The 17,543-nt window shown below is 66.7% G+C and carries 18 protein-coding genes; 11 read left to right on the plus strand and 7 right to left on the minus strand.

Annotated features, from left to right (window positions below; genetic code table 11):
- Positions 1-51: 51 nt before the first annotated feature.
- Entirely contained in the window at positions 52-372 is a 321-nt protein-coding gene (locus tag IAG39_RS16305; protein ID WP_059376089.1) for a SelT/SelW/SelH family protein, read from the plus strand.
- Positions 373-427: 55 nt separating this feature from the next.
- On the opposite strand, the gene IAG39_RS16310 is transcribed toward IAG39_RS16305, so the two are convergent.
- From IAG39_RS16310 to IAG39_RS16320, 3 genes are all read right to left on the minus strand, one after another.
- Positions 428-1,954 carry a tripartite tricarboxylate transporter permease gene (locus tag IAG39_RS16310; RefSeq protein WP_118933058.1) on the minus strand — a complete coding sequence of 509 codons (1,527 nt, stop codon included), beginning with the start codon at positions 1,952-1,954 and terminating at the stop codon, positions 428-430.
- 3 nt (positions 1,955-1,957) lie between these two features.
- Positions 1,958-2,428 (minus strand): tripartite tricarboxylate transporter TctB family protein, encoded by a 471-nt coding sequence (locus IAG39_RS16315; protein ID WP_059376093.1) that lies wholly within the window; start codon positions 2,426-2,428, stop codon positions 1,958-1,960.
- 250 nt (positions 2,429-2,678) lie between these two features.
- Positions 2,679-3,191 carry a GFA family protein gene (locus IAG39_RS16320; protein WP_059376095.1) on the minus strand — a complete coding sequence of 171 codons (513 nt, stop codon included), beginning with the start codon at positions 3,189-3,191 and terminating at the stop codon, positions 2,679-2,681.
- 381 nt (positions 3,192-3,572) lie between these two features.
- On the opposite strand from IAG39_RS16320, the gene IAG39_RS16325 reads away from it, so the two are divergent.
- Entirely contained in the window at positions 3,573-3,710 is a 138-nt protein-coding gene (locus IAG39_RS16325) for a hypothetical protein (protein ID WP_165867865.1), read from the plus strand.
- Between the two features lie 47 nt (positions 3,711-3,757).
- Here IAG39_RS16325 and IAG39_RS16330 read toward each other — a convergent pair whose 3' ends face one another.
- Complete coding sequence (locus IAG39_RS16330) at positions 3,758-5,308, minus strand: sensor domain-containing diguanylate cyclase (RefSeq protein WP_118933059.1); 1,551 nt, start codon at positions 5,306-5,308, stop codon at positions 3,758-3,760.
- 47 nt (positions 5,309-5,355) lie between these two features.
- Entirely contained in the window at positions 5,356-6,462 is a 1,107-nt protein-coding gene (locus IAG39_RS16335) for a site-specific integrase (protein WP_223283309.1), read from the minus strand.
- Positions 6,463-6,585: 123 nt separating this feature from the next.
- Here IAG39_RS16335 and IAG39_RS16340 point away from each other — a divergent pair, with 123 nt between their 5' ends.
- The 8 genes from IAG39_RS16340 to IAG39_RS16375 all read left to right on the plus strand — a co-directional run bounded on the left by IAG39_RS16340 (position 6,586) and on the right by IAG39_RS16375 (position 14,460).
- On the plus strand, positions 6,586-7,620 hold the full coding sequence (locus tag IAG39_RS16340; protein ID WP_118933060.1) for a DNA-binding protein: 1,035 nt from the start codon (positions 6,586-6,588) through the stop codon (positions 7,618-7,620).
- A 174-nt stretch (positions 7,621-7,794) separates the two neighbouring features.
- A complete protein-coding gene (locus IAG39_RS16345) occupies positions 7,795-9,243 on the plus strand; it encodes a transglycosylase SLT domain-containing protein (protein ID WP_118933061.1) in 1,449 nt (482 codons plus the stop codon).
- Between the two features lie 156 nt (positions 9,244-9,399).
- Entirely contained in the window at positions 9,400-10,530 is a 1,131-nt protein-coding gene (gene ydiK / locus IAG39_RS16350) for an AI-2E family transporter YdiK (RefSeq protein WP_059376105.1), read from the plus strand.
- Positions 10,531-10,651: 121 nt separating this feature from the next.
- Positions 10,652-10,801, plus strand: coding sequence for a hypothetical protein (locus IAG39_RS16355; RefSeq protein WP_165867866.1), 150 nt, complete (start codon positions 10,652-10,654; stop codon positions 10,799-10,801).
- Complete coding sequence (locus IAG39_RS16360) at positions 10,798-11,523, plus strand: RNA pseudouridine synthase (protein ID WP_059376108.1); 726 nt, start codon at positions 10,798-10,800, stop codon at positions 11,521-11,523. The genes IAG39_RS16355 and IAG39_RS16360 overlap by 4 nt, the downstream gene beginning before the upstream one ends.
- Positions 11,524-11,735: 212 nt before the next feature.
- Positions 11,736-12,677, plus strand: a complete 942-nt coding sequence (locus IAG39_RS16365) for an LD-carboxypeptidase (protein ID WP_118933102.1) — start codon at positions 11,736-11,738, stop codon at positions 12,675-12,677.
- Positions 12,678-12,797: 120 nt separating this feature from the next.
- The gene (locus IAG39_RS16370; protein ID WP_059376116.1) at positions 12,798-13,142 is read left to right on the plus strand and encodes a helix-turn-helix transcriptional regulator; all 345 of its coding nucleotides are present in this window, start codon (positions 12,798-12,800) and stop codon (positions 13,140-13,142) included.
- 13 nt (positions 13,143-13,155) lie between these two features.
- On the plus strand, positions 13,156-14,460 hold the full coding sequence (locus IAG39_RS16375) for a type II toxin-antitoxin system HipA family toxin (RefSeq protein WP_240633289.1): 1,305 nt from the start codon (positions 13,156-13,158) through the stop codon (positions 14,458-14,460).
- Positions 14,461-14,476: 16 nt separating this feature from the next.
- On the opposite strand, the gene IAG39_RS16380 is transcribed toward IAG39_RS16375, so the two are convergent.
- Together IAG39_RS16380 and IAG39_RS16385 are read right to left on the minus strand one after the other, a co-directional pair.
- Positions 14,477-15,340, minus strand: coding sequence for an SAM-dependent methyltransferase (locus IAG39_RS16380; RefSeq protein ID WP_118933063.1), 864 nt, complete (start codon positions 15,338-15,340; stop codon positions 14,477-14,479).
- A 60-nt stretch (positions 15,341-15,400) separates the two neighbouring features.
- Positions 15,401-16,699 carry an APC family permease gene (locus tag IAG39_RS16385; RefSeq protein WP_059376220.1) on the minus strand — a complete coding sequence of 433 codons (1,299 nt, stop codon included), beginning with the start codon at positions 16,697-16,699 and terminating at the stop codon, positions 15,401-15,403.
- 450 nt (positions 16,700-17,149) lie between these two features.
- On the opposite strand from IAG39_RS16385, the gene IAG39_RS16390 reads away from it, so the two are divergent.
- Complete coding sequence (locus IAG39_RS16390) at positions 17,150-17,536, plus strand: DUF6152 family protein (RefSeq protein WP_118933064.1); 387 nt, start codon at positions 17,150-17,152, stop codon at positions 17,534-17,536.
- Positions 17,537-17,543: the final 7 nt, after the last annotated feature.

A 17,543-nucleotide genomic window follows, 5' to 3' on the forward strand; every position in this document is an offset into this window, starting at 1 on the left:
GACCCGGGAAAACCCGATATTATCCATGAACCGGCGTAGAATCTTCCAGCTATGAACACACCCGCCCTGCGTCCCCGCATCGTCATCCATTACTGCACGCAGTGCCAGTGGCTGCTGCGCGCCGGCTGGATGGCCCAGGAACTCCTGTCCACGTTTTCGACCGATCTGGGCGAGGTCGTGCTGCAGCCTGGCACCGGCGGGATCTTCCAGGTCACCTACAACGGCGACCTGATCTGGGACCGCAAGAGCGATGGCGGCTTCCCCTCGGCCAAGGAACTGAAGCAGCGCGTGCGCGACCGCCTCGATCCCGGCCGCACGCTGGGCCATATCGACGGCCACTCCGCCGGCCCGCTGGCCGCGCCCGACGCCTGAAGCGCATGCGGACCGGCCCCGCAAGAGCCGGCCCGTTGCCACGCAGCCGCAGGCTTCAGGCGGAAGACTCCGCTTGCGCCAGGCCCGCGCGCTGCTTGCGTTGGCGCATGGCCGACACCACCAGCAGCGCAATCAAGCCCACGCACGCCACCACGAAGCCCAGGCTGATGGGCCGCGAGACGAAGATCGTCAGGTCGCCGCGCGACAGCAGCAGGGCGCGGCGGAAGTTCTCTTCCACCATGGGGCCGAGCACAAAGCCCAGCAACAGCGGCGCGGGTTCGAAGCGCATGCGGATCAGCGCGTAGCCCGCCGCGCCGAACAAGGTCACCATGGCCACGTCGAACAGATTGTTGTTGGTGCTGTAGACGCCCACGCAGACAAAGAACAGCGCCGCCGGGAACAGGTAGCGGAACGGCACCGTCAAGAGCCGCACCCACATGCCGATCAGCGGCAGGTTCAAGAGCAGCAACAGCACGTTGCCCACCCAGAAGCTGGCGATCAGCCCCCAGAACATGTCGGCGTGCTCCACCATCATCTGCGGTCCCGGCTGGATGCCGTGGATGATCAGCGCGCCCAGCATCAGCGCCATCACCGGATCGCCGGGGATGCCCAGGCTCATGGTGGGAATAAAGCTGGTCTGGGTCGACGCGCTGGTGGCCGCTTCCGGTCCGGCGATGCCTTCGATGGCGCCGCGGCCGAAGCGGCGCGGCTCGCGCGCCACCTTCTTTTCCGTCGCATACGAAATGAACGAGGCGATGGTGGGACCGGTGCCGGGCAGGATGCCAAAAGCCGCGCCGATGGCCGTGCCGCGCACCAGCGCGCCGCGCGACTGCTTGATGTCGCCGGCCTCGGGCCGCATCGACTTCATGCTGATCTTGGCGGTGGTCACCTTGGCGTCGCCGCCGATGCGGTTGATGTTCTTCAGGAAGTCCGCCACGCCGAAGAGACCCATGGCCAGCGCCACGATCTGCAGGCCGTCGGACAGCTCCAGGATGCCGAAGTGAAAGCGCATCGTGCCGGTGTTGACGTCGGTGCCCACCACGCCCAGCAGCAGACCCACCACCACCATCGCCACGCCCTTGATCGCCGATCCCTTGGCCAAGGTGGCGCCAGCCAGCAGGCCCAGCATCATCATGGAGAAGTACTCGGCGGGGCCGAACTTGAAGGCCACGTCCACCAGCATAGGGGAGAACAGGATCATCGCCAGAATGCCGACCGACGCGCCGCAGAACGACGAGAACATCAGCATGAACAGCGCCGAGCCGGCCTTGCCGTTGCGCGCCAGCGGATTGCCGTCCAGGCAGGCCACCGCGTGCGACGCGGTGCCGGGCAGGTTCAGCATGATGGAGGTAATCCCGCCACCGTACTGCGACCCGTAGTAGATGCCCGACAGCATCACCAGCGCCGCCGTGGGCGTCATGGTGTAGGTCAGCGGCAGCAGGATGGAGATCGCGGCCAGCACGCCCATGCCCGGCAGCACGCCGATAAGGTTGCCCATGAACACGCCGAACACGGCCCACATGAGGTTGTCCAGCGCGAAGGCGACGGAGAACCCGTGCATCAGGTTGTTGAAGATTTCCATCGATCAGCCCCAGCGGAACAGCGGAAACTGCAGTTGCAGCGCCCAAGAGAAAACGGCGACGCCCAGCACGGTTACGCCGGCGGCCAGCAGCGCCGCGCTGCGCGGCGTGTGCTGGCGGTCGCCCATCGCGGAAATGAAGACCAGCGCAAAGGTCGCGGGCACCAGGCCGCCATACTTGCCCAGCAGGATGAAGGTCATCAGTCCGCCGATGATGCAGCCCCAGCCGCGCCAGTCGGGCGGGGGCTCGTCTTCGGCGTCCTCATCGGGTGCCGCGGGCGCCGCCGCCATGCGCGCGATCATCAGGCCCAACAGCACCAGCAGCACGCCCAGGATCGCGGGGAACATCCCCGGCCCCATGCGCGCCAGGCTGCCGATGTTGTAGGTGGATGCCTGCGCGATGGCGCCCAGGCCCAGCACGATCATCGTGCCGGCTGCCCAGACCTCGCGCCGCGCGGCGCTGCGTTTGGATTGCATCTGTAGTCCTCCCGTTGTTGTGCTTTTGCCTGACTACGTTCTGAACAAAAGCTGACTTTTGAATGAACGCGGAAGTCTAGGAATTCAAACTTCCGTTCACCTTTCAGGCGCACGGGCAATGCGCCAAACAGGCGTTTTTTTCGGCAAAAACGGGGGAAATCCCTAAGCCCGCGAGAATGGCGGGCAGGACCGATGCGCTACGCGCAAGCGTTTGTTGCGGCTATGCGCCGCGCGCCGCGGCGGCGGGTTCTCAGCCCTTGGGCGTCCAGGGCTTGCGCGGGCTGCCGGCCAACGCGACGTCCAGGCGCTGCCTGGCGGCCAGGGGCCAACAGGCGTCCATGTCGTAGAACGCTTCGGCCGCCGGCACGTCGTCCGGTATGCCCACCCATGGGTGCCTGGAACGCACGAAGCAATGCGCGCCAGGCGGGAAGTCGGCGGCGCGGTCCAGCGTGCCCGCGTAGATCAGCGCCACCGTTTCGCCGTAACCCGGGTGATGGCTCCACAGCAGGCCGAGGCAGGCCGCGCAACGCACGACCACGACGGTCTCGCCATCATTGGCGTTCTTGTCCGCGGGATGGCGGCGCACCTCGCCGCGCAGGCGCTGCACGCGGTCGGATTCGATCACCGCGTTCATCGCAAAGGCGGTGCCGGAGTGCCGTTGGCACACGGTGCAATGGCAGCAATGGACAAACATGGGCGGGCTGGCGAGGCGGTAGCGGACCGCGCCGCAATCGCAGCCGCCTTCGATGGGAGCCTGAGTCACGATGCGTCTCCTGGGAAGGTGCGCATCCAGTGTATTGAGGCCGCTGGCCGCCGGGCAGTGGCGATCGCGTCACGCTGCGGGGGGATTTGCGTCAACGTCACCAGGGCAGGGTGGCGGGACCGGAATCGCGGCCGCCGGTGACGCTATTGCTTTTGCAGGCAATATGATGCTAAAATACATCAATTTTCGGCAAAATTACAATAAACCAAGCGCCGAAAAAGTCGCTGGCGGCCGCGGCCGCCATTTTCGTTTGCGTTGCCTGCGCGCATGCCCCCCGCGCCCCGATGGCATCCATTGGAAACAGCATCCATGGCACGCACGAATCTCATGCATTGCGCTTTGCGCGGGGGAAAGCCATGCGTCCTGAACAGGAGAACGTTCATGTCTCATCAACTCGTTGGCAAGAAGTGGCAATTCGAGATTCCTCCCCTGGACTGGAAGGCGCCCGAGACCAATAAGGACGCGGACATCAAGACCGTTGCCGCGGACGCCGATGCCGCCGAAGACCAGGACGCCTGACCGGGCGTTGCCACAACCCTGAAATAGCCGCCGGGCGGGCAGGGGCGTCAGCCCGCGTGCGTCACCACGCGATTGCGCCCCTGCTGCTTGGCAGCGTACAGCGCGGCATCGGCCGCCTGAAAAACCGGCTCCACATCCGCGCCGCCCGCCGGCCAGTGCGCCACGCCGGCTGACACCGTGATTTCCGGGGCGCCGCTCAAGCGGCGCATCTCCGTCGCCTTGCGCAGGCGCTCGGCCATGCCCGTGGCCTCCCTGGGACCCGCCGCGGGCAGCAGGATCAGGAACTCCTCGCCGCCGTTGCGGCAGAGCATGTCGGTCGGGCGCGAACAGTCGCGCATCAACTGCGCCATTCCCTGTATCACTTCATCGCCCGCCGTATGGCCGTAGGTGTCATTGACCCGCTTGAAATGGTCGATGTCCAAGGCGATCACGGCAAAGGGCGTGTCGGCCGCCTGCAGCGCGTCCACCGCCTGCCGCATGCCGCGGCGGTTGCGCAGCCCGGTCAGCGGATCGGTGATGCTGGCCTGATTGAGCTGGCCGATCTTGTCCTGCAGGTTGGTGTAGCTGCGGATCACTGCGCGCTTGAGGCGCTGCGCCTCGAAATACCAGGCTTTCACCGAGCGCACCCGCTGCATGGCCACCGCCATGTCATGGTGCTCGACGTTGGTCGCCAGTTGCGATAGCGGCTGCGAAATCTTGCGCGCGCACCACCAGATGGCCAGCAGGAACAGCAGCGCGAAGGGCGCCGCGTAGCGGATCAGCGCCCAGATGAGATCGTGCAAGGGCTCCAGCGTGGCCAGCGCGGGGCGCTGCGCGATCACGCCCCAGCCGCTGCGCGAAACATGCGCGTAGCCGGCCAGCATGTCCACCCCGCGCGTGTTGATCAGGCGCTGCGCGCCGTCTTCGCCGCGCATCACCGCGGCCACCACGGGATTGCCGGTGACGTCCTCGCCAACGCGCCCGCTCTCGGCGTGATAGATCAGCCGCCCCTCGTGATCCACCACGTACAGATAGGAGCCGTCCTGATACGGATGCTTGCCCAGCAGGTTGTGCAGGGCGCCTTCGTTGCGCAGGTAGATCGTGCCAGAGACATAGCCCAGGTAGACGCCGCTCTCCGAATGAATGGGATACGAGACGTTGATCAACAGGTTGCCGGCGACCGACACATAGGGCTTGCTGATCAGGGGCTTGCGCGTTTGCAGCGCCATGCGGCTGGCGGCATTGTCGACCCGCGATCCCTGGAAGCTGCGGATGGCCTGGCTGGCCGCCACCATGACGCCGTCAGCACGGATGATGGCGACCGAGTTGAAGCTGTCCGTCTGCTCCCGCAGGCGCGCGACTTCCGCGTTCAGGACCTCCGGCGCATCGAAGCGCCAGGCGACATGGCGGGCGCTGTACTCCAGTTGCTGCAGGGCCGATTCCAGGAAAGTGCCCGCGCTCTCGGCCAGCTTGGCGGCATACACCCGGTTGGATTCCAGCGTATTGGCGATGAGCTGTTCGCGCTGCACCCGATAACTGGCGTACAGGGCGTTGGCGGTGGCGGCGAGGGCGCTGCATACGGTAAGCGCAAGCACCAGCCCGCGTAGGTTGATTCGCATGAAGATCGTGTCGGGCAGGATTCGGGTTGCGGCGAGTGCGCGGGATTTTACCCGCGCGGGGCGTCCGGCTCGTCCAACAGCCGGGCCGCGGGCGATTCGGCCGCCGCCCCGGCGCGGAAGTAGCCCATGACGGTGGCCACGCTGGCGTGTCCGGTCATGGCCATGGTGTCGCCCAGCGGTACGTTCCGCCGTCCGGCCTCGGTCACGAATCCGGATCGCAGGCTGTGCGCCGAAAACTCGCCTTCCAGGCCGGCCAGCTTGCAGCGTTCCCGCACGATGTCCCGCACCGCGGCCGCGGCCAGCGGCTCGCCCAGCACGTCGCCGCGCCGCACGCGCCGGAACAGCGGACCTTGCGTGATGCCGCTGGCGCGCAGCCAGGCATCGAGCGCCTGCGCAGCCACGCCCACGATGGGCTTCTGGTCGTTGGCGCGGTGGGCGCCCGCCTGGTTGGTCTTGGAATACGCCAGCGCGTACAGAAAGCCCTCGGCCGTGCGCCGCGTGTTTTCCATCGTGGCGTGCACGACTTCGGAGCGCCTGCGCCCGCCGCTGGCCCAGGCGAACAGCAGCAGGGCGCGGTCGCGCAGTCCGCGCAGCGAGCCGTCGCAGGTGGCCAGCATGGCCTCCAGCGGTTCGCGCGTCAGCGCCACCTTCTTGGCGGGCGCCACGCCGCGCCGGGCGTAGGCGCGCCGCGTCCTGGCAAGCAGTTCGCGCACCGCGGCCGCGCGGCAGGGGTTGGGGTGGCCTTGAAGTTCGTGCGCCTTGGACAGCACGGAGATGCGCTGCAGCAGCGTGTTTAGGCTGGGCGCACCCAGCCTGCCTTTGGCTTTGAGCCGGACCAGTTCCTGGTCCAACGCCAGCGGCAATTCCCATTTCAGGCCTTGCTCGGTGGACCGCTGCGCATGGTCGACCACGAACTGGACCACGGCGGCTTCCGGCAAGGGCAGGGCAAAGGGACGGGCGTAGCGCAGCTCGAACCAGGCGCTCCAGTAGCGGATGGCGGCGCGGTAGCTGGCGACCGTGTTGGCCGAACTGCCTTCGCGCATCAGGGCGCGGGCGGCAGCGTCGGCCTGGGCGTCAAGGGTCAGCGGGTCCAGAGCGGGAAGCGGCGCCTGCGTTTTCAGCTGTGTCATGTTGAAGAGGGTGAGGAAAATCATATTTCATACATATTATTATGTATGCTGTATGATATCTAACATTAATATCAATTTACTCACGATAAGGTTCCATTATCGTGGGTAATTATCCTACAGATGCCGAATCCGGCACGGAGCACGCGCATGGCCACCGGAATTACCGAAACTGACGTCTGGACCGCCGCCGACGCCTTGCTGCTGGAGGGCGCGCGGCCCACCATCGAACGGGTGCGGCAAAAGATCGGCCGGGGTTCGCCCAACACCGTCAGCCCCTATCTCGAAACCTGGTTCCGTTCGCTGGGCGCGCGCATCAAGGACCCGGGCGCGTTCGCGGCGCCCGCGGCCGTACCCGATCCGGTAGCGCAGGCGGCCTCGCACTTCTGGGAAGCCGCCTTGGCCGAGGCCCGCGCGCAGCAGGAACAGGCCTATCGCGGTCGCTGGGAAGAACTGGCGCGGGAAGGGGAGCAGCTCGCCTCCGACGCCGAACAGCTGCAGCAGCGCGAAGCCCAGCTTGCGCATCGCGAACAGGATCTGCAGGAAGCCCTGAGGGTGGCCACTTCCCAATTGGCCGCCGCCGAAGACCGGCTGCTGGCGGCCGAACAGCAGTTGCGCCAACGCGATGAACTGCTCAGGCGCAACCAGCTGCAGCTGGAAGACGCACGCGGCGCCACGCAGGCGGCGCTGGCGGAAAGCGAGAAGATCCGCACCCAGCATGCCCAGGCGCTCGACGCGCTGGAAACCCGCCACACTGCCCACGAGCGCCGCTGGCTGAACGAACTGGACAGCGAGCGCGGCGCCGTCAAACGCTTGCAGACCCGGCTGGACGAGGCGCAGGCCGCCAGCCAGCAGCAGGCGGCGCAGGCGCGCAAGGCGCTGGAGCAGGAACAGGAGCTGCGCCGCCAGGCCGAACACAAGGCGCAGGCTGCGGGCGGCGAGACCCAGGCCCTGCAAGCGCGCCAGCAGGCCGATCAGGCCGCGGCCAGCGCGGCGCGGGCGGCAGCGCGTGAACGCGAAATGGCGCTGGAATCCCGGCTGGCGGCGGCCGAGCAACGCGCGTCCGACTACCTCGCGCAGTTGAAAGGGAAGGATGAGCAACTGGGCGAACTGACCCGGCATCTGCTGGCGCAAGTCCAGCGGCAGGATCCGGGGCAGGCGCGGCCGGAGCATCCGGGGTCCTAGCGCCGCGCGCGCAGCCTGGCGCATCACGGTTCGCGGGTCGCGGCAAAAGGATGCGCTGCATGCCCCCGGCGACCCGATTCGGATTATTGTTATAGGCATGGCGAAGCGCGCAACGCGCCCCGCCACGCGGCACATATATATAGCGACGCAGTAACCCGGCCAGCCGGAGGAACTATGTCATTTCGCGTGATTGCCTCGATGCTCTGCGCGCTGTTGCTGTGGCTGCCTCCATCGCCTGGGTATACCCAGGCGACAAAGGGCAAAGGCGACCCGCTGGCGCTGGCCTACAACATGAAGCCCTGGACCGGGGATTTCGACGGCATGGTCAAGCGCCGGCAGGTCCGCGTGCTGGTGCCTTACAACAAAACCCTGTATTTCCTGGACAAGGGCGGCACGCAGCGCGGCATCATCGCCGAGATGATGACCGAGTTCGAGAACGACCTGAACCGGCAGCTCAGGAACAAGAACATCCGCGTGTACGTGGTGCTTCTGCCGACCTCGCGCGAACGCCTGATTCCCGATCTGCTGGCGGGCAAGGGCGACATCGTCGCGGCCAACCTGACGGTCACCGAGGAACGCCGGAAGCTGGTCGATTTTTCCACGCCGCTGGCGTCGGGCGTGCCGGAGCTGGTCGTGGCCTCGCCAGGCGCGCCCGAGCTCAAGTCGCTGGACGATCTGTCCGGGCAGGAAATCTTCATCAACCCCGTCAGCAGCTACTACGGCAGCGTAAAGACATTGAACGCGGATCTGGAGGCCAGGGGCCTGAAGCCCGCCATCATCCGCGATGCGCCCGGCAACTTCGAGACCGATGACATCCTGGAGATGGCCAGCGCAGATCTGGTCAAGTACACCGTCGCCGACCGCTACCTGGCCAATTTCTGGAAGCAGATCTTCCCGCAGATCAAGGTCTACGCGAACCTGGAGATCGACAAGGGCAACGACATCGCCTTCGCCTTCCGCAAGAACTCGCCCAAGCTCGCGGCGGTGCTCAACCCCTTCATGGAGAAGAACCGCGTCGGCACCTCTTTCGGCAACCAGCAGCTCACCAAGTACCTGAAATCCGTGAAATGGGTGAAGGGCGCCACCGACCCCGAGGAAATCGAGAAATTCCACCGCCTGGCGGAGTTCTTCCGCAAGTACGGGGATGAATACAACATAGACTGGCTGCTCATGATGGCCCAGGGCTACCAGGAGTCGCGGCTGGACCAGGACGCCAAGAGCTCGGTCGGGGCGATAGGCGTCATGCAGATCATGCCGGCCACCGGCAAGGAACTGAAGGTAGGCGATATCCGGCGCGAGGAGTTCAACATACACGCCGGCGTCAAGTACATCCGTTTCATGATCGACCAGTACTACGCGAAAGAGCCCATGACGGACTTGAACAAGGGACTGTTCGCTTTCGCTTCCTATAACGCCGGCCCCGCCCGGATCAACCAACTGCGCAAGGAAGCCGCCGCCAGCGGACTGGACCCGAACGTCTGGTTCGACAATGTGGAGCGGGTGGCGGCCGAGCGCATCGGGCGCGAAACCGTGCAATACGTGAGCAATATCTTCAAGTACTACATCGCCTATACGCTGGTGCGCGCGCAGGGCGCGGGCGACGGCGCGGGGACGCCGCGCTAGCCGGAGGCGGCGCCGCTTGCGGGCCGCCACGGTGTATGCCCGCGGGTTTTTCGGATAAATTCGCCACAGGCGCATCCGCATGCACCCATCCGGCAGACGCCCCGCCGGCATCGATGCGCCACAGATCAGGGCCGCCGGCCCTGTCAGGAGCCGCGGTTGAATCCTCTTCCACGCCAGACGGTCGATCTCGCCCGCATCATCCTCGTCATCGTGATCCTGGCCGGCCTGATGGCAGGCAGCGTCTACATCCTGCGCCCGTTCCTGCCCGGCCTGGTCTGGGCCACCACGATCGTCGTGGCGACCTGGCCGGTCATGCTGGCGATCCAGCGCTATTGCGGCGGACGGCGCTGGATGGGTACCCTGACCATGCTGGTCATCCTGCTGTTCGTCATCGTGCTGCCGCTCTACGAGGTGATCTCGACGCTGGCCTTGCACAGCAGCTCGATCATGGCGGCGGTCAAGAGCCTGCCCGACTACGCGCTGCTGGCGCCGCCCGCGTGGGTCCACGGCATTCCACTGGTCGGCCCCAAGATCGCGCAGGAATGGCAGACCCTGTCGGACGCCGGCGCCGGCGGCCTGCTGGCCAAGCTCGAACCGTATCTGACAAGCGCCGCGGCCTGGCTGCTCGGGCATGCCGCCATCGTCGGCGCCTTCATGATGCACATGCTGATCACCGTGGTCGTGGCCGGCATCCTCTATACCAAGGGCGAGGTGGCGGTCGATTTCGTGCGGCGCTTCTTCAACCGGCTGGCGGGCCAGCGCGGCCTGGCGGCCGTCAAGCTTGCCGGGCAGGCGATACGCGCCGTGGCGCTGGGCATCGTCGTGACCGCCGTGGTGCAGTCCGGGCTGGGCGGGATCGGCCTGTGGATCGCGGGCGTGCCGGCTGCCGGCATCCTCACCGCGCTGATGGTGATGCTGTGCCTGGCGCAGCTGGGGCCATTCCTGCCCATGCTGGCTGGCGTGGTCTGGCTGTTCCAGAACGACATGAAGCTGGCGGCCGCGGTCCTGCTGGTCTGGGCGGTGCTGGTGGCGATGCTGGACAACCTGCTGCGGCCGTTGCTCATCAAGCGCGGCGTCAACCTGTCCTTGCTGCTGATCCTGGTGGGCGTGCTGGGCGGACTGTTTGCCTTCGGCATCGTGGGCCTGTTCATCGGCCCGGTGATCCTGGCGGTGACCCATACGCTGCTCAACGCCTGGATCGAAGAAGTGCCGCCGCCCGCCGCGTTGGACGCGGAAACGGAGCCCGCCGCAACGCCCGCGGAACGCGCCGGATTTCCGCCGGTCTGAACGCCGCCGGCATCGGCTGCCAGCCAGGCCGTGCCGGGCAGCCTGCCGGGGAAGGGCGTAACATCTGCCTCACGTCGCGGGCGCAGTGCCCGCTTTTCTGGCAACACCCCGGCAATACCTCATGACGATGCACCCTCTGGCGCCGCTGCAAGGCGGCTACTCTTCCTGGTCCGAAGCCCTGCCCGAAGCACGGCTCGAAGCACGGCTCGATTCACGGCCTGGTTCCACACCCGGCCCCGCGGCTTTCCCGCACAAGGCGGTGGCGCGATGAGCGAAAGCGTACGCCTGGCCAAGCGTCTGGCCGCCGAACTGTCCTGCTCGCGCGGCGACGCGGAACGCTACATAGAGGGCGGTTGGGCCGCCGTGGACGGCAAGCAGGTCGAGGAGCCCGGCTATCGGGTGGCGCCCGGCCAGTCCGTGGGCCTGTTGCCGGGCGCGCGCCTGGAAGACGCGCGTCCCGTGACCGTACTGCTGCACAAGCCCGCCGGCCTTTACGCCAATGACGAACCCGGCTCCGCGCGCGACCTGATCCTGCCTGAGAACCTGATGCCCGGCGACCGTTCCGGGCAGCGCTACCTGAAGCGCATGTTCAATGGCCTGAAGCTGGTCACGCCGCTGGAGCGCGCAGCCAGCGGCCTGGTCGTCTACACGCAGGAATACCCGATCGCCCGCAAGCTGGTGGAAGAGGGGCGCTACGTGGAGCAGGAGTACGTGGCCCAGGTGTCCGGCCAGCTCAGCGCCGCCGACCTGGCGCGCCTGCAGCGCGGCATGGCTTACGACGGCCGCGCCGCCACGCCCATGAAGGTCAGCTGGCAGAACGAAACCCATCTGCGCTTCGCCCTGAAGACGCCCGCGCCCGGCTTCATCGAGTACGTGTGCGATGCGGCGGGATTGCGCCTGCAGGCCCTGCGCCGCATCCGCATCGGCCGCCTGCCGATGGCCGGCCTGGGCCTGGGGCAATGGCGCTACCGCCTGGACTACGAACGCTTCTGACGGCAGCAGGGATGACCATGGAACAAGCGCCGCAAGGCCAGCGACCACAGCGCGATCCCGGACGCCGGGGTTTCTTGATCAATGCCGGCGCCCTGTGCCTGTCCGCCGCCTTGGCCGGCTGCGCGGCGCCCAAGCCTGCGCCGCGCCGCGCGCCGCAGTCGGCCAAGCCCGGCTCCGTCGCGTCCCCGGTTGTCAGCAGCGCCGCAGCCCCTGTGCCCGCGCTCAAGCCCGGCGCGCGCATCGCCATCGTGGCGCCCGCGTCCGCCGCGCTGGATGCCGCGGACGAAGCGGCCGAATGGCTGTCCGCGCGCGGCTACGTGCCGCAGGTCATGCCGGCCGCGCGTTCACGGCTGGACGCCCCCTATGACTATCTGGCGGGATCGGACGCCGACCGGTTGGCCGACCTGCATGCGGCGTTCGCCGCGCCCGATATCGGCGCCGTCTGGTGCCTGCAGGGCGGCTTTGGTTCCTGGCGCCTGCTGGATCAGCTGGACTTCGATCTGCTGCGCCGCCACCCCAAGCCGTTCATCGGCTATAGCGACATCACGGCCCTGCACCTGGCCATGCAGCGCCGCGCCGGTTTCGTCACGTTCCACGGGCCGATGCTGGCGCAGGACCTGCTGGCCGGCAAGCGCGAACCCACCGAATCGAACCTGCTGTCCATGATCAGCGGCCAGGTGGGGCAGGGGGCGTGGATCACGCCGCCGCCTTACGCCACCGCCACGGAACTGATACCGGGCACGGCGACCGGACGGCTGATCGGCGGCAATCTGGCGCTGATCGGCGCACTGATCGGGTCCGATAGCGAAATCGACACCAGCGGCGCCATTCTTTTCATCGAGGACGTCAACGAAGCCTTGCCTCGCATCGACCGGCTGTTGAGCCAGTTGGCTGCGGCGGGCAAGTTCGATGACCTCAAGGGAGTGCTGGTCGGCAACTTCACGCGCATCCTGGGCGTGCCGGGCGACGATGCCCAGGCGCAGGGGCTGCTGTACCCGCTGATACTCGACCAGTTCCGCTCGCGCGGCATTCCGGTGCTGGCCGGATGGCCCAGCGGCCATGGCGATCCGAACCTGACCTTGCCGCTGGGCGCACAGGTCACGCTGGACACGGGGCGTGGCGGATTGCGGCTGGAGCAAGCAGTGGCGGTGTGATCCGAAATGATCCATTAATGAGGCATAAAATATGACTATGCCTTATTAAAATAGCATTCTTAAATCCAAAAATGACTCATTAATAGTGCAAATTACCAAGCAACGCACTATTATTGATTCATGAAAAAGAAGATCGAACCCAGCTTCGATGCCGCCATGGCGCTTGCGCGCCTTGGCGCCAACATCCGCACCGCCCGGTTGCGCCGCGCCGAAACCGAGTCCATGCTGGCTGCCCGCATGGGCGTGTCGCGCGCCACGGTCACGCGCCTGGAACGCGGCGACGGCGGCGTGTCCCTGGCGCTGGCCATTGAAGCCCTGCTGCAGTACGGCTATGCGGACCAGGTCTACGCCCTGGGCGACCCCGACCTGGACGGCGTAGGCAAACGCCTGGACGCGGTGCGCCGGCCCAGCCGGGGCAGCGGCAAAACGCCCAACACGCACCGCGCCGATCCTACCCAGCTGTAGCGCCACGCAAATCGTGAAAGCAAGAAAACACAAATCGGTGGAGAGCGAGCTGTATGTCTATGTCGACATCCGCGGCGAGGCCGTGCTCGCCGGCCTGCTGACGCTGGACGATTCGGACGAAAGCCGCTTCTACGCCGAATTCACCTATGTGCAGTCCTACGTGAACGACCCGCGCGCCTTTGCGCTGGATCCGCTGAACCTGCCGCTGGTGGATGCGCGCACCACCTTCCGCACCGAAAGCCGCTACGAAACGCTGGGCGCGATCTTTGACGCCGCGCCCGACGCCTGGGGCCGCAACGTCATGCGCGTGGACAACGCCGGCGCTCGCGTGACCGAGGACGAAGTGCTGCTCAAGGGCCGCGGCATGGGCGTGGGGGCCTTGTTCTTCAGCGCCCGCCGGCTCACGCCGAACATGCGCAAGACCTACCGCCTGCCGGAACTCAGCCAGGTGGAATCGCTTGCCGATCTGCTCGCCGACATCGACCAGGGCGTCAAGCCCAAGGGCCTGTACCGCGACATCCTGGGCAGTTCCTGGGACATCGGCGGCGCGCGCCCCAAGACCATCGTGCGCGACGAGCGCGGCGAAATGTGGATCGCCAAGTTTCCGCGCAAGGGGGATTCCTACGACCGCCAGCGCGTCGAGTACGCCAACCTGCAGATGGCGCGCGCCATCGGCATGACGGTGCCCGAGATCCGCCTGGCAGAAACGCATCTGGGCGCGGTCCTGCTGACGCACCGCTTCGACCGCGAACTGCTGCCGGCCGGACAGGGCGCAACCCCGATCGTCGCGCGCCGCCATTTCCTCAGCGGCGCAGCGCTGATCAGCCCCTCGGCGCAGATCGGCAAGCGCGAGCTCGACGAGGCGCGCGGCAAGGCCACGTATTCCTACGCGCGGCTGGCGGACGTCACGCGCCGGATTTCGTCCAACCCGGTGCAGGACCTGAAAGAGCTGTACGCGCGCATGGTCCTGAACGTGGCCGTCCACAATACCGACGACCACCTGAAGAACGTCGGCTTCGTGAAGGACGAGGGCGCGCAGACCTACCGGCTGTCGCCCCTGTTCGACGTGGTCACGCAGGAAGGCTCCGCCAGGCACTACCTGCACATCGGCGCGGCCGGCCGCGAAAGCTCATTCCAGAACTGCCTGAGCGAGTACCGGCGCTTCGGCCTGCGCTCGGAAGCCGTCGCGCGCGCCATCCTGGAGCACGTGCGCGAGGTGGTGGCGCAGCGCCAGCGCTATTACGGCATGGCAGGCATGACGGCTCAGGAAATCGGGTATGTGGAAGCGTCCTTGATGGCCTGGCGCCACGCCGCATGACGCGCCCGCGCCGGCCTTACACCCGCTTGGCCGACCAGTTCCCCCCGCCGGCGGCGTTGCCGCTCATCTGCTTGCCGTTCACCGTCCCGGTATAGCGCACGCCGTTGGCGACAAAGGAGATTTCGGCGCCGTTCAGCCGCGCCTCCGAAATCGGCGCGCCGCCCAGCTTGCCCGACAGGCGCTGGTAGCGCTGCTCCAGCTGCAGGGGCTGGCCGTCCACCTCCCAGTTGCCCGCCACCTTGGCGGGCACGATCCACAGGAGCGCCGTGCAGTAGGTGTTGCAGTCCTGCCGGATGGTTTCCTCGGCGTCCGGCTCCCAATCGCCCATGCGGAAGGAGTTCGACACGATGCGGGTGCCCGGCGCCAGTTCCAGCAGCTTGGGCCGCAGCTTTTCGTTGATGGTCGACAGCAGGAACATGGTGATCACGTCCGCCTGCGACAAATCGGTGGCGAACAGGTCCGCCGTCACGAAGGTGGCGCGGTCGGCAACGCCGGCGCGCTGCGCGTTGCGGCGCGACAGTTCGACCAGATCCGGGTTGTACTCGATGCCCTGGGCCGTCAGGCCGCGCTGGGCCGCGGTAATGACGGTGCGTCCATCGCCCGAGCCCAGGTCCATCAATCTGTCCTTGGGCGTGACCTTGGCCATGTCCAGCATGGTATCGACCAGGGCCTGGGGCGTAGGCACCCAGATGACGTCCTTGCCGTCCTGACCGACGTCGGGCACGTACTCTTTCTGTTCCGAGGGCTGCGCGGTGGCGGCCAGCGACGGCAGCGGAGCGCATGCCAGCGCCAGCGCGGCTGCCGACGCGATCAAGGCGCCGCGCAACGGCGGCACGGCGGTACGGGCGGCGGATCCGAAGGATTGAATCGCGATGTGCATGATGTGGACTCCTTGCAGGTAAGGCATGCGGACGGAACCGCCGCCCCGGGGAAACGGTGATCAGGCCCGCGGCTGCGCGGGACCCAGCAGGCGCAGCAGCGGCAGGCCCGCCGCCAGCACCGCCAGCCCGATCAGCGCGCCGGCGCCGGCGTACATGGCGCTGGACACCACCAGGCCCGCGCAGGTCAGCGCCAGCAACAGCGGGGGCAAGGGATAGAGCGGCACGCGGAACGGGCGCGGCCGGTCCGGATCGATGCGCCGCAGCCGCCACACCGAGGCCGCAACCAGCAGCATGAAGATCCAGAACACCGGCGCGGTGTAGGCGACCAGGGTCTGCACGCTGTTCTGGCTGAAGGCGCCTAGCGCGATCAGCGCAAGCGTGATCGCGCCCTGGACCAGCAGCGCGGAAGCGGGCGTCTCGCCTTGCGCGTTCCACGCCGCCAGCGCGCGCAGCCGCGGCACGTCGCGGCCCAGGGCGCAATACACCCGCGCCCCGGTGATGATGGTGCCGTTGATGGTGCTGAGCGCCGTGGCGCAGATCGTCAGGCTGAGCAGGGCGGCTGCGTAGGGGCCGGCCGCCAGCTGCATCACGTCCGCCCCCAGCGCTGGCGTATCGCGCAGTCCCTGCAGGCCGAAGATCTCCAGCAGCGCCAGGTTGGTCAACACGTACGCGCCCGTCACCAGCAGCGTGCCGATCAGCAGCACCCGGCTCATGTTGCGGCCCGGGTCGCGCAGCTCGCCGCTGAGATAAGCGGCTTCGTTCCAGCCGCCGTAGGTCAGCAGCACGAACACCATGCCCATGCCCAGCAGGCCCGCGGTATTGCCGGTCAAAGGCATCGGTTCGGCATCGCTGCGCAGCGGGCTGTCTCCCGCGGCGGCCAGGCTGGCGATCAGCACCGCCGCCAGGGCCGCCACCGTCAGCGCGGTGAATACCCATTGCAGCCGCTTGGAATAGCGCGTTCCCGCCACGTTCAAGGCGGTCAGCGCCACCACCGATATCGCCGCGTGCAGGGCAGGGCCGTACGGACCGAGGGGCGCGAGCCGTTGCGCGTAATCGCCATAGATATAGGCGACCACGGCGATGGCGCCGGTCTGGATGACAGAGCAACGCGCCCAGGCGAACATCAGTCCCACCTGCCGCCCCCAGGCCCGCGTCAGATACAGGTATTCGCCGCCCGCGCCGGGATAGGCCGAACCCAGCTCGCCGTAGCAAAGCGCGCCAACCAGCATCACCAGGCCGCCCGCGCACCATAAGGCGATGTACATCGCCTCGGAACCCGCGTGCTGCGCCACCAGCGGCGGAAAGCCGAATATGCCGATCCCGATCACCACGCCTACCAGCACCATGGTGGCATCCATCACCGATAAACCGGCCGACGCGCGCGGCTGGAGCAACAGGGCCGGATTCGCGGACGAACGCAGGGTGGGCTGTGTCATCGGATGCTCTCGGTTGGGCGCGGCGGGCGCGCGGAGACGGCGCCATTTGGGGACGGTGTCTGACAATCACCTGAACAATTTGCGACCAGTGTGCGAGCGGGAAAGTTTCTTCGGGTTTTCCCGAAACAATCGCTGATTTCTTTAATTCAGCGTAGATTCAGCATCATCTAAACTATAAAAATAATTCTCTATCTCTTTGATTTTTATATGATTATTTATACTATTGAAGTGTTTTATTTAAAGTAATTTATTAGCATTGAATCCCGCTCGATATGGCTGACCTGCCGCGTTATGCTGGTTGCGCCGGACGCGCGCCACACGAGCGGCCGCCGCGCAGGGAAGGGAGCCAAACCGTAATTCAGGAGCAGCGACATGAAGCTATCCATACGCGTGGCCACGGCAGCGCTGGCGCTTTCCGGACTGATGGGCCTGGCGCCCGCCGCGATGGCGCATCACGGCTGGTCTTGGGCCGAATCCGAACAGATGACGCTGCAAGGCACGGTCCAGCAAGTGCAGATTGCGCCCCCGCATCCCTGGCTGGACGTGCGCGCCGACGACGGCGTCTGGCGCGTGGAGCTGGGCAATCCCACCCAGACCAAGGACGCCGGATTCGTCGAAGGCTCCGCCAAGCCGGGCGACGCCATCACCGCCATCGGCAACCGCGACCGAGAGTCGGACGCCAAGCGCATGAAGGCCGTCCAGATCAAGGTGGGCGGCAAGACGTACGACATTTATCCCAGCCGCATCAAGAAGCCCTGACCGGCCG

This window comes from Achromobacter xylosoxidans (assembly GCF_014490035.1).
Lineage (GTDB): Bacteria > Pseudomonadota > Gammaproteobacteria > Burkholderiales > Burkholderiaceae_B > Achromobacter > Achromobacter bronchisepticus_A.

Excerpts from the sequence above, each read along its gene's own strand:
- IAG39_RS16305 (WP_059376089.1), top strand. The coding sequence starts at position 52 with ATGAACACACCCGCCCTGCGTCCCCGCATCGTCATCCATTACTGCACG.
- IAG39_RS16310 (WP_118933058.1), bottom strand. The coding sequence starts at position 1,954 with ATGGAAATCTTCAACAACCTGATGCACGGGTTCTCCGTCGCCTTCGCG.
- IAG39_RS16315 (WP_059376093.1), bottom strand. The coding sequence starts at position 2,428 with ATGCAATCCAAACGCAGCGCCGCGCGGCGCGAGGTCTGGGCAGCCGGC.
- IAG39_RS16325 (WP_165867865.1), top strand. The coding sequence starts at position 3,573 with ATGTCTCATCAACTCGTTGGCAAGAAGTGGCAATTCGAGATTCCTCCC.
- IAG39_RS16330 (WP_118933059.1), bottom strand. The coding sequence starts at position 5,308 with ATGCGAATCAACCTACGCGGGCTGGTGCTTGCGCTTACCGTATGCAGC.
- IAG39_RS16335 (WP_223283309.1), bottom strand. The coding sequence starts at position 6,462 with ATGATTTTCCTCACCCTCTTCAACATGACACAGCTGAAAACGCAGGCG.
- IAG39_RS16340 (WP_118933060.1), top strand. The coding sequence starts at position 6,586 with ATGGCCACCGGAATTACCGAAACTGACGTCTGGACCGCCGCCGACGCC.
- IAG39_RS16345 (WP_118933061.1), top strand. The coding sequence starts at position 7,795 with ATGTCATTTCGCGTGATTGCCTCGATGCTCTGCGCGCTGTTGCTGTGG.
- IAG39_RS16355 (WP_165867866.1), top strand. The coding sequence starts at position 10,652 with ATGACGATGCACCCTCTGGCGCCGCTGCAAGGCGGCTACTCTTCCTGG.
- IAG39_RS16360 (WP_059376108.1), top strand. The coding sequence starts at position 10,798 with ATGAGCGAAAGCGTACGCCTGGCCAAGCGTCTGGCCGCCGAACTGTCC.
- IAG39_RS16370 (WP_059376116.1), top strand. The coding sequence starts at position 12,798 with ATGAAAAAGAAGATCGAACCCAGCTTCGATGCCGCCATGGCGCTTGCG.
- IAG39_RS16380 (WP_118933063.1), bottom strand. The coding sequence starts at position 15,340 with ATGCACATCGCGATTCAATCCTTCGGATCCGCCGCCCGTACCGCCGTG.
- IAG39_RS16385 (WP_059376220.1), bottom strand. The coding sequence starts at position 16,699 with ATGGATGCCACCATGGTGCTGGTAGGCGTGGTGATCGGGATCGGCATA.
- IAG39_RS16390 (WP_118933064.1), top strand. The coding sequence starts at position 17,150 with ATGAAGCTATCCATACGCGTGGCCACGGCAGCGCTGGCGCTTTCCGGA.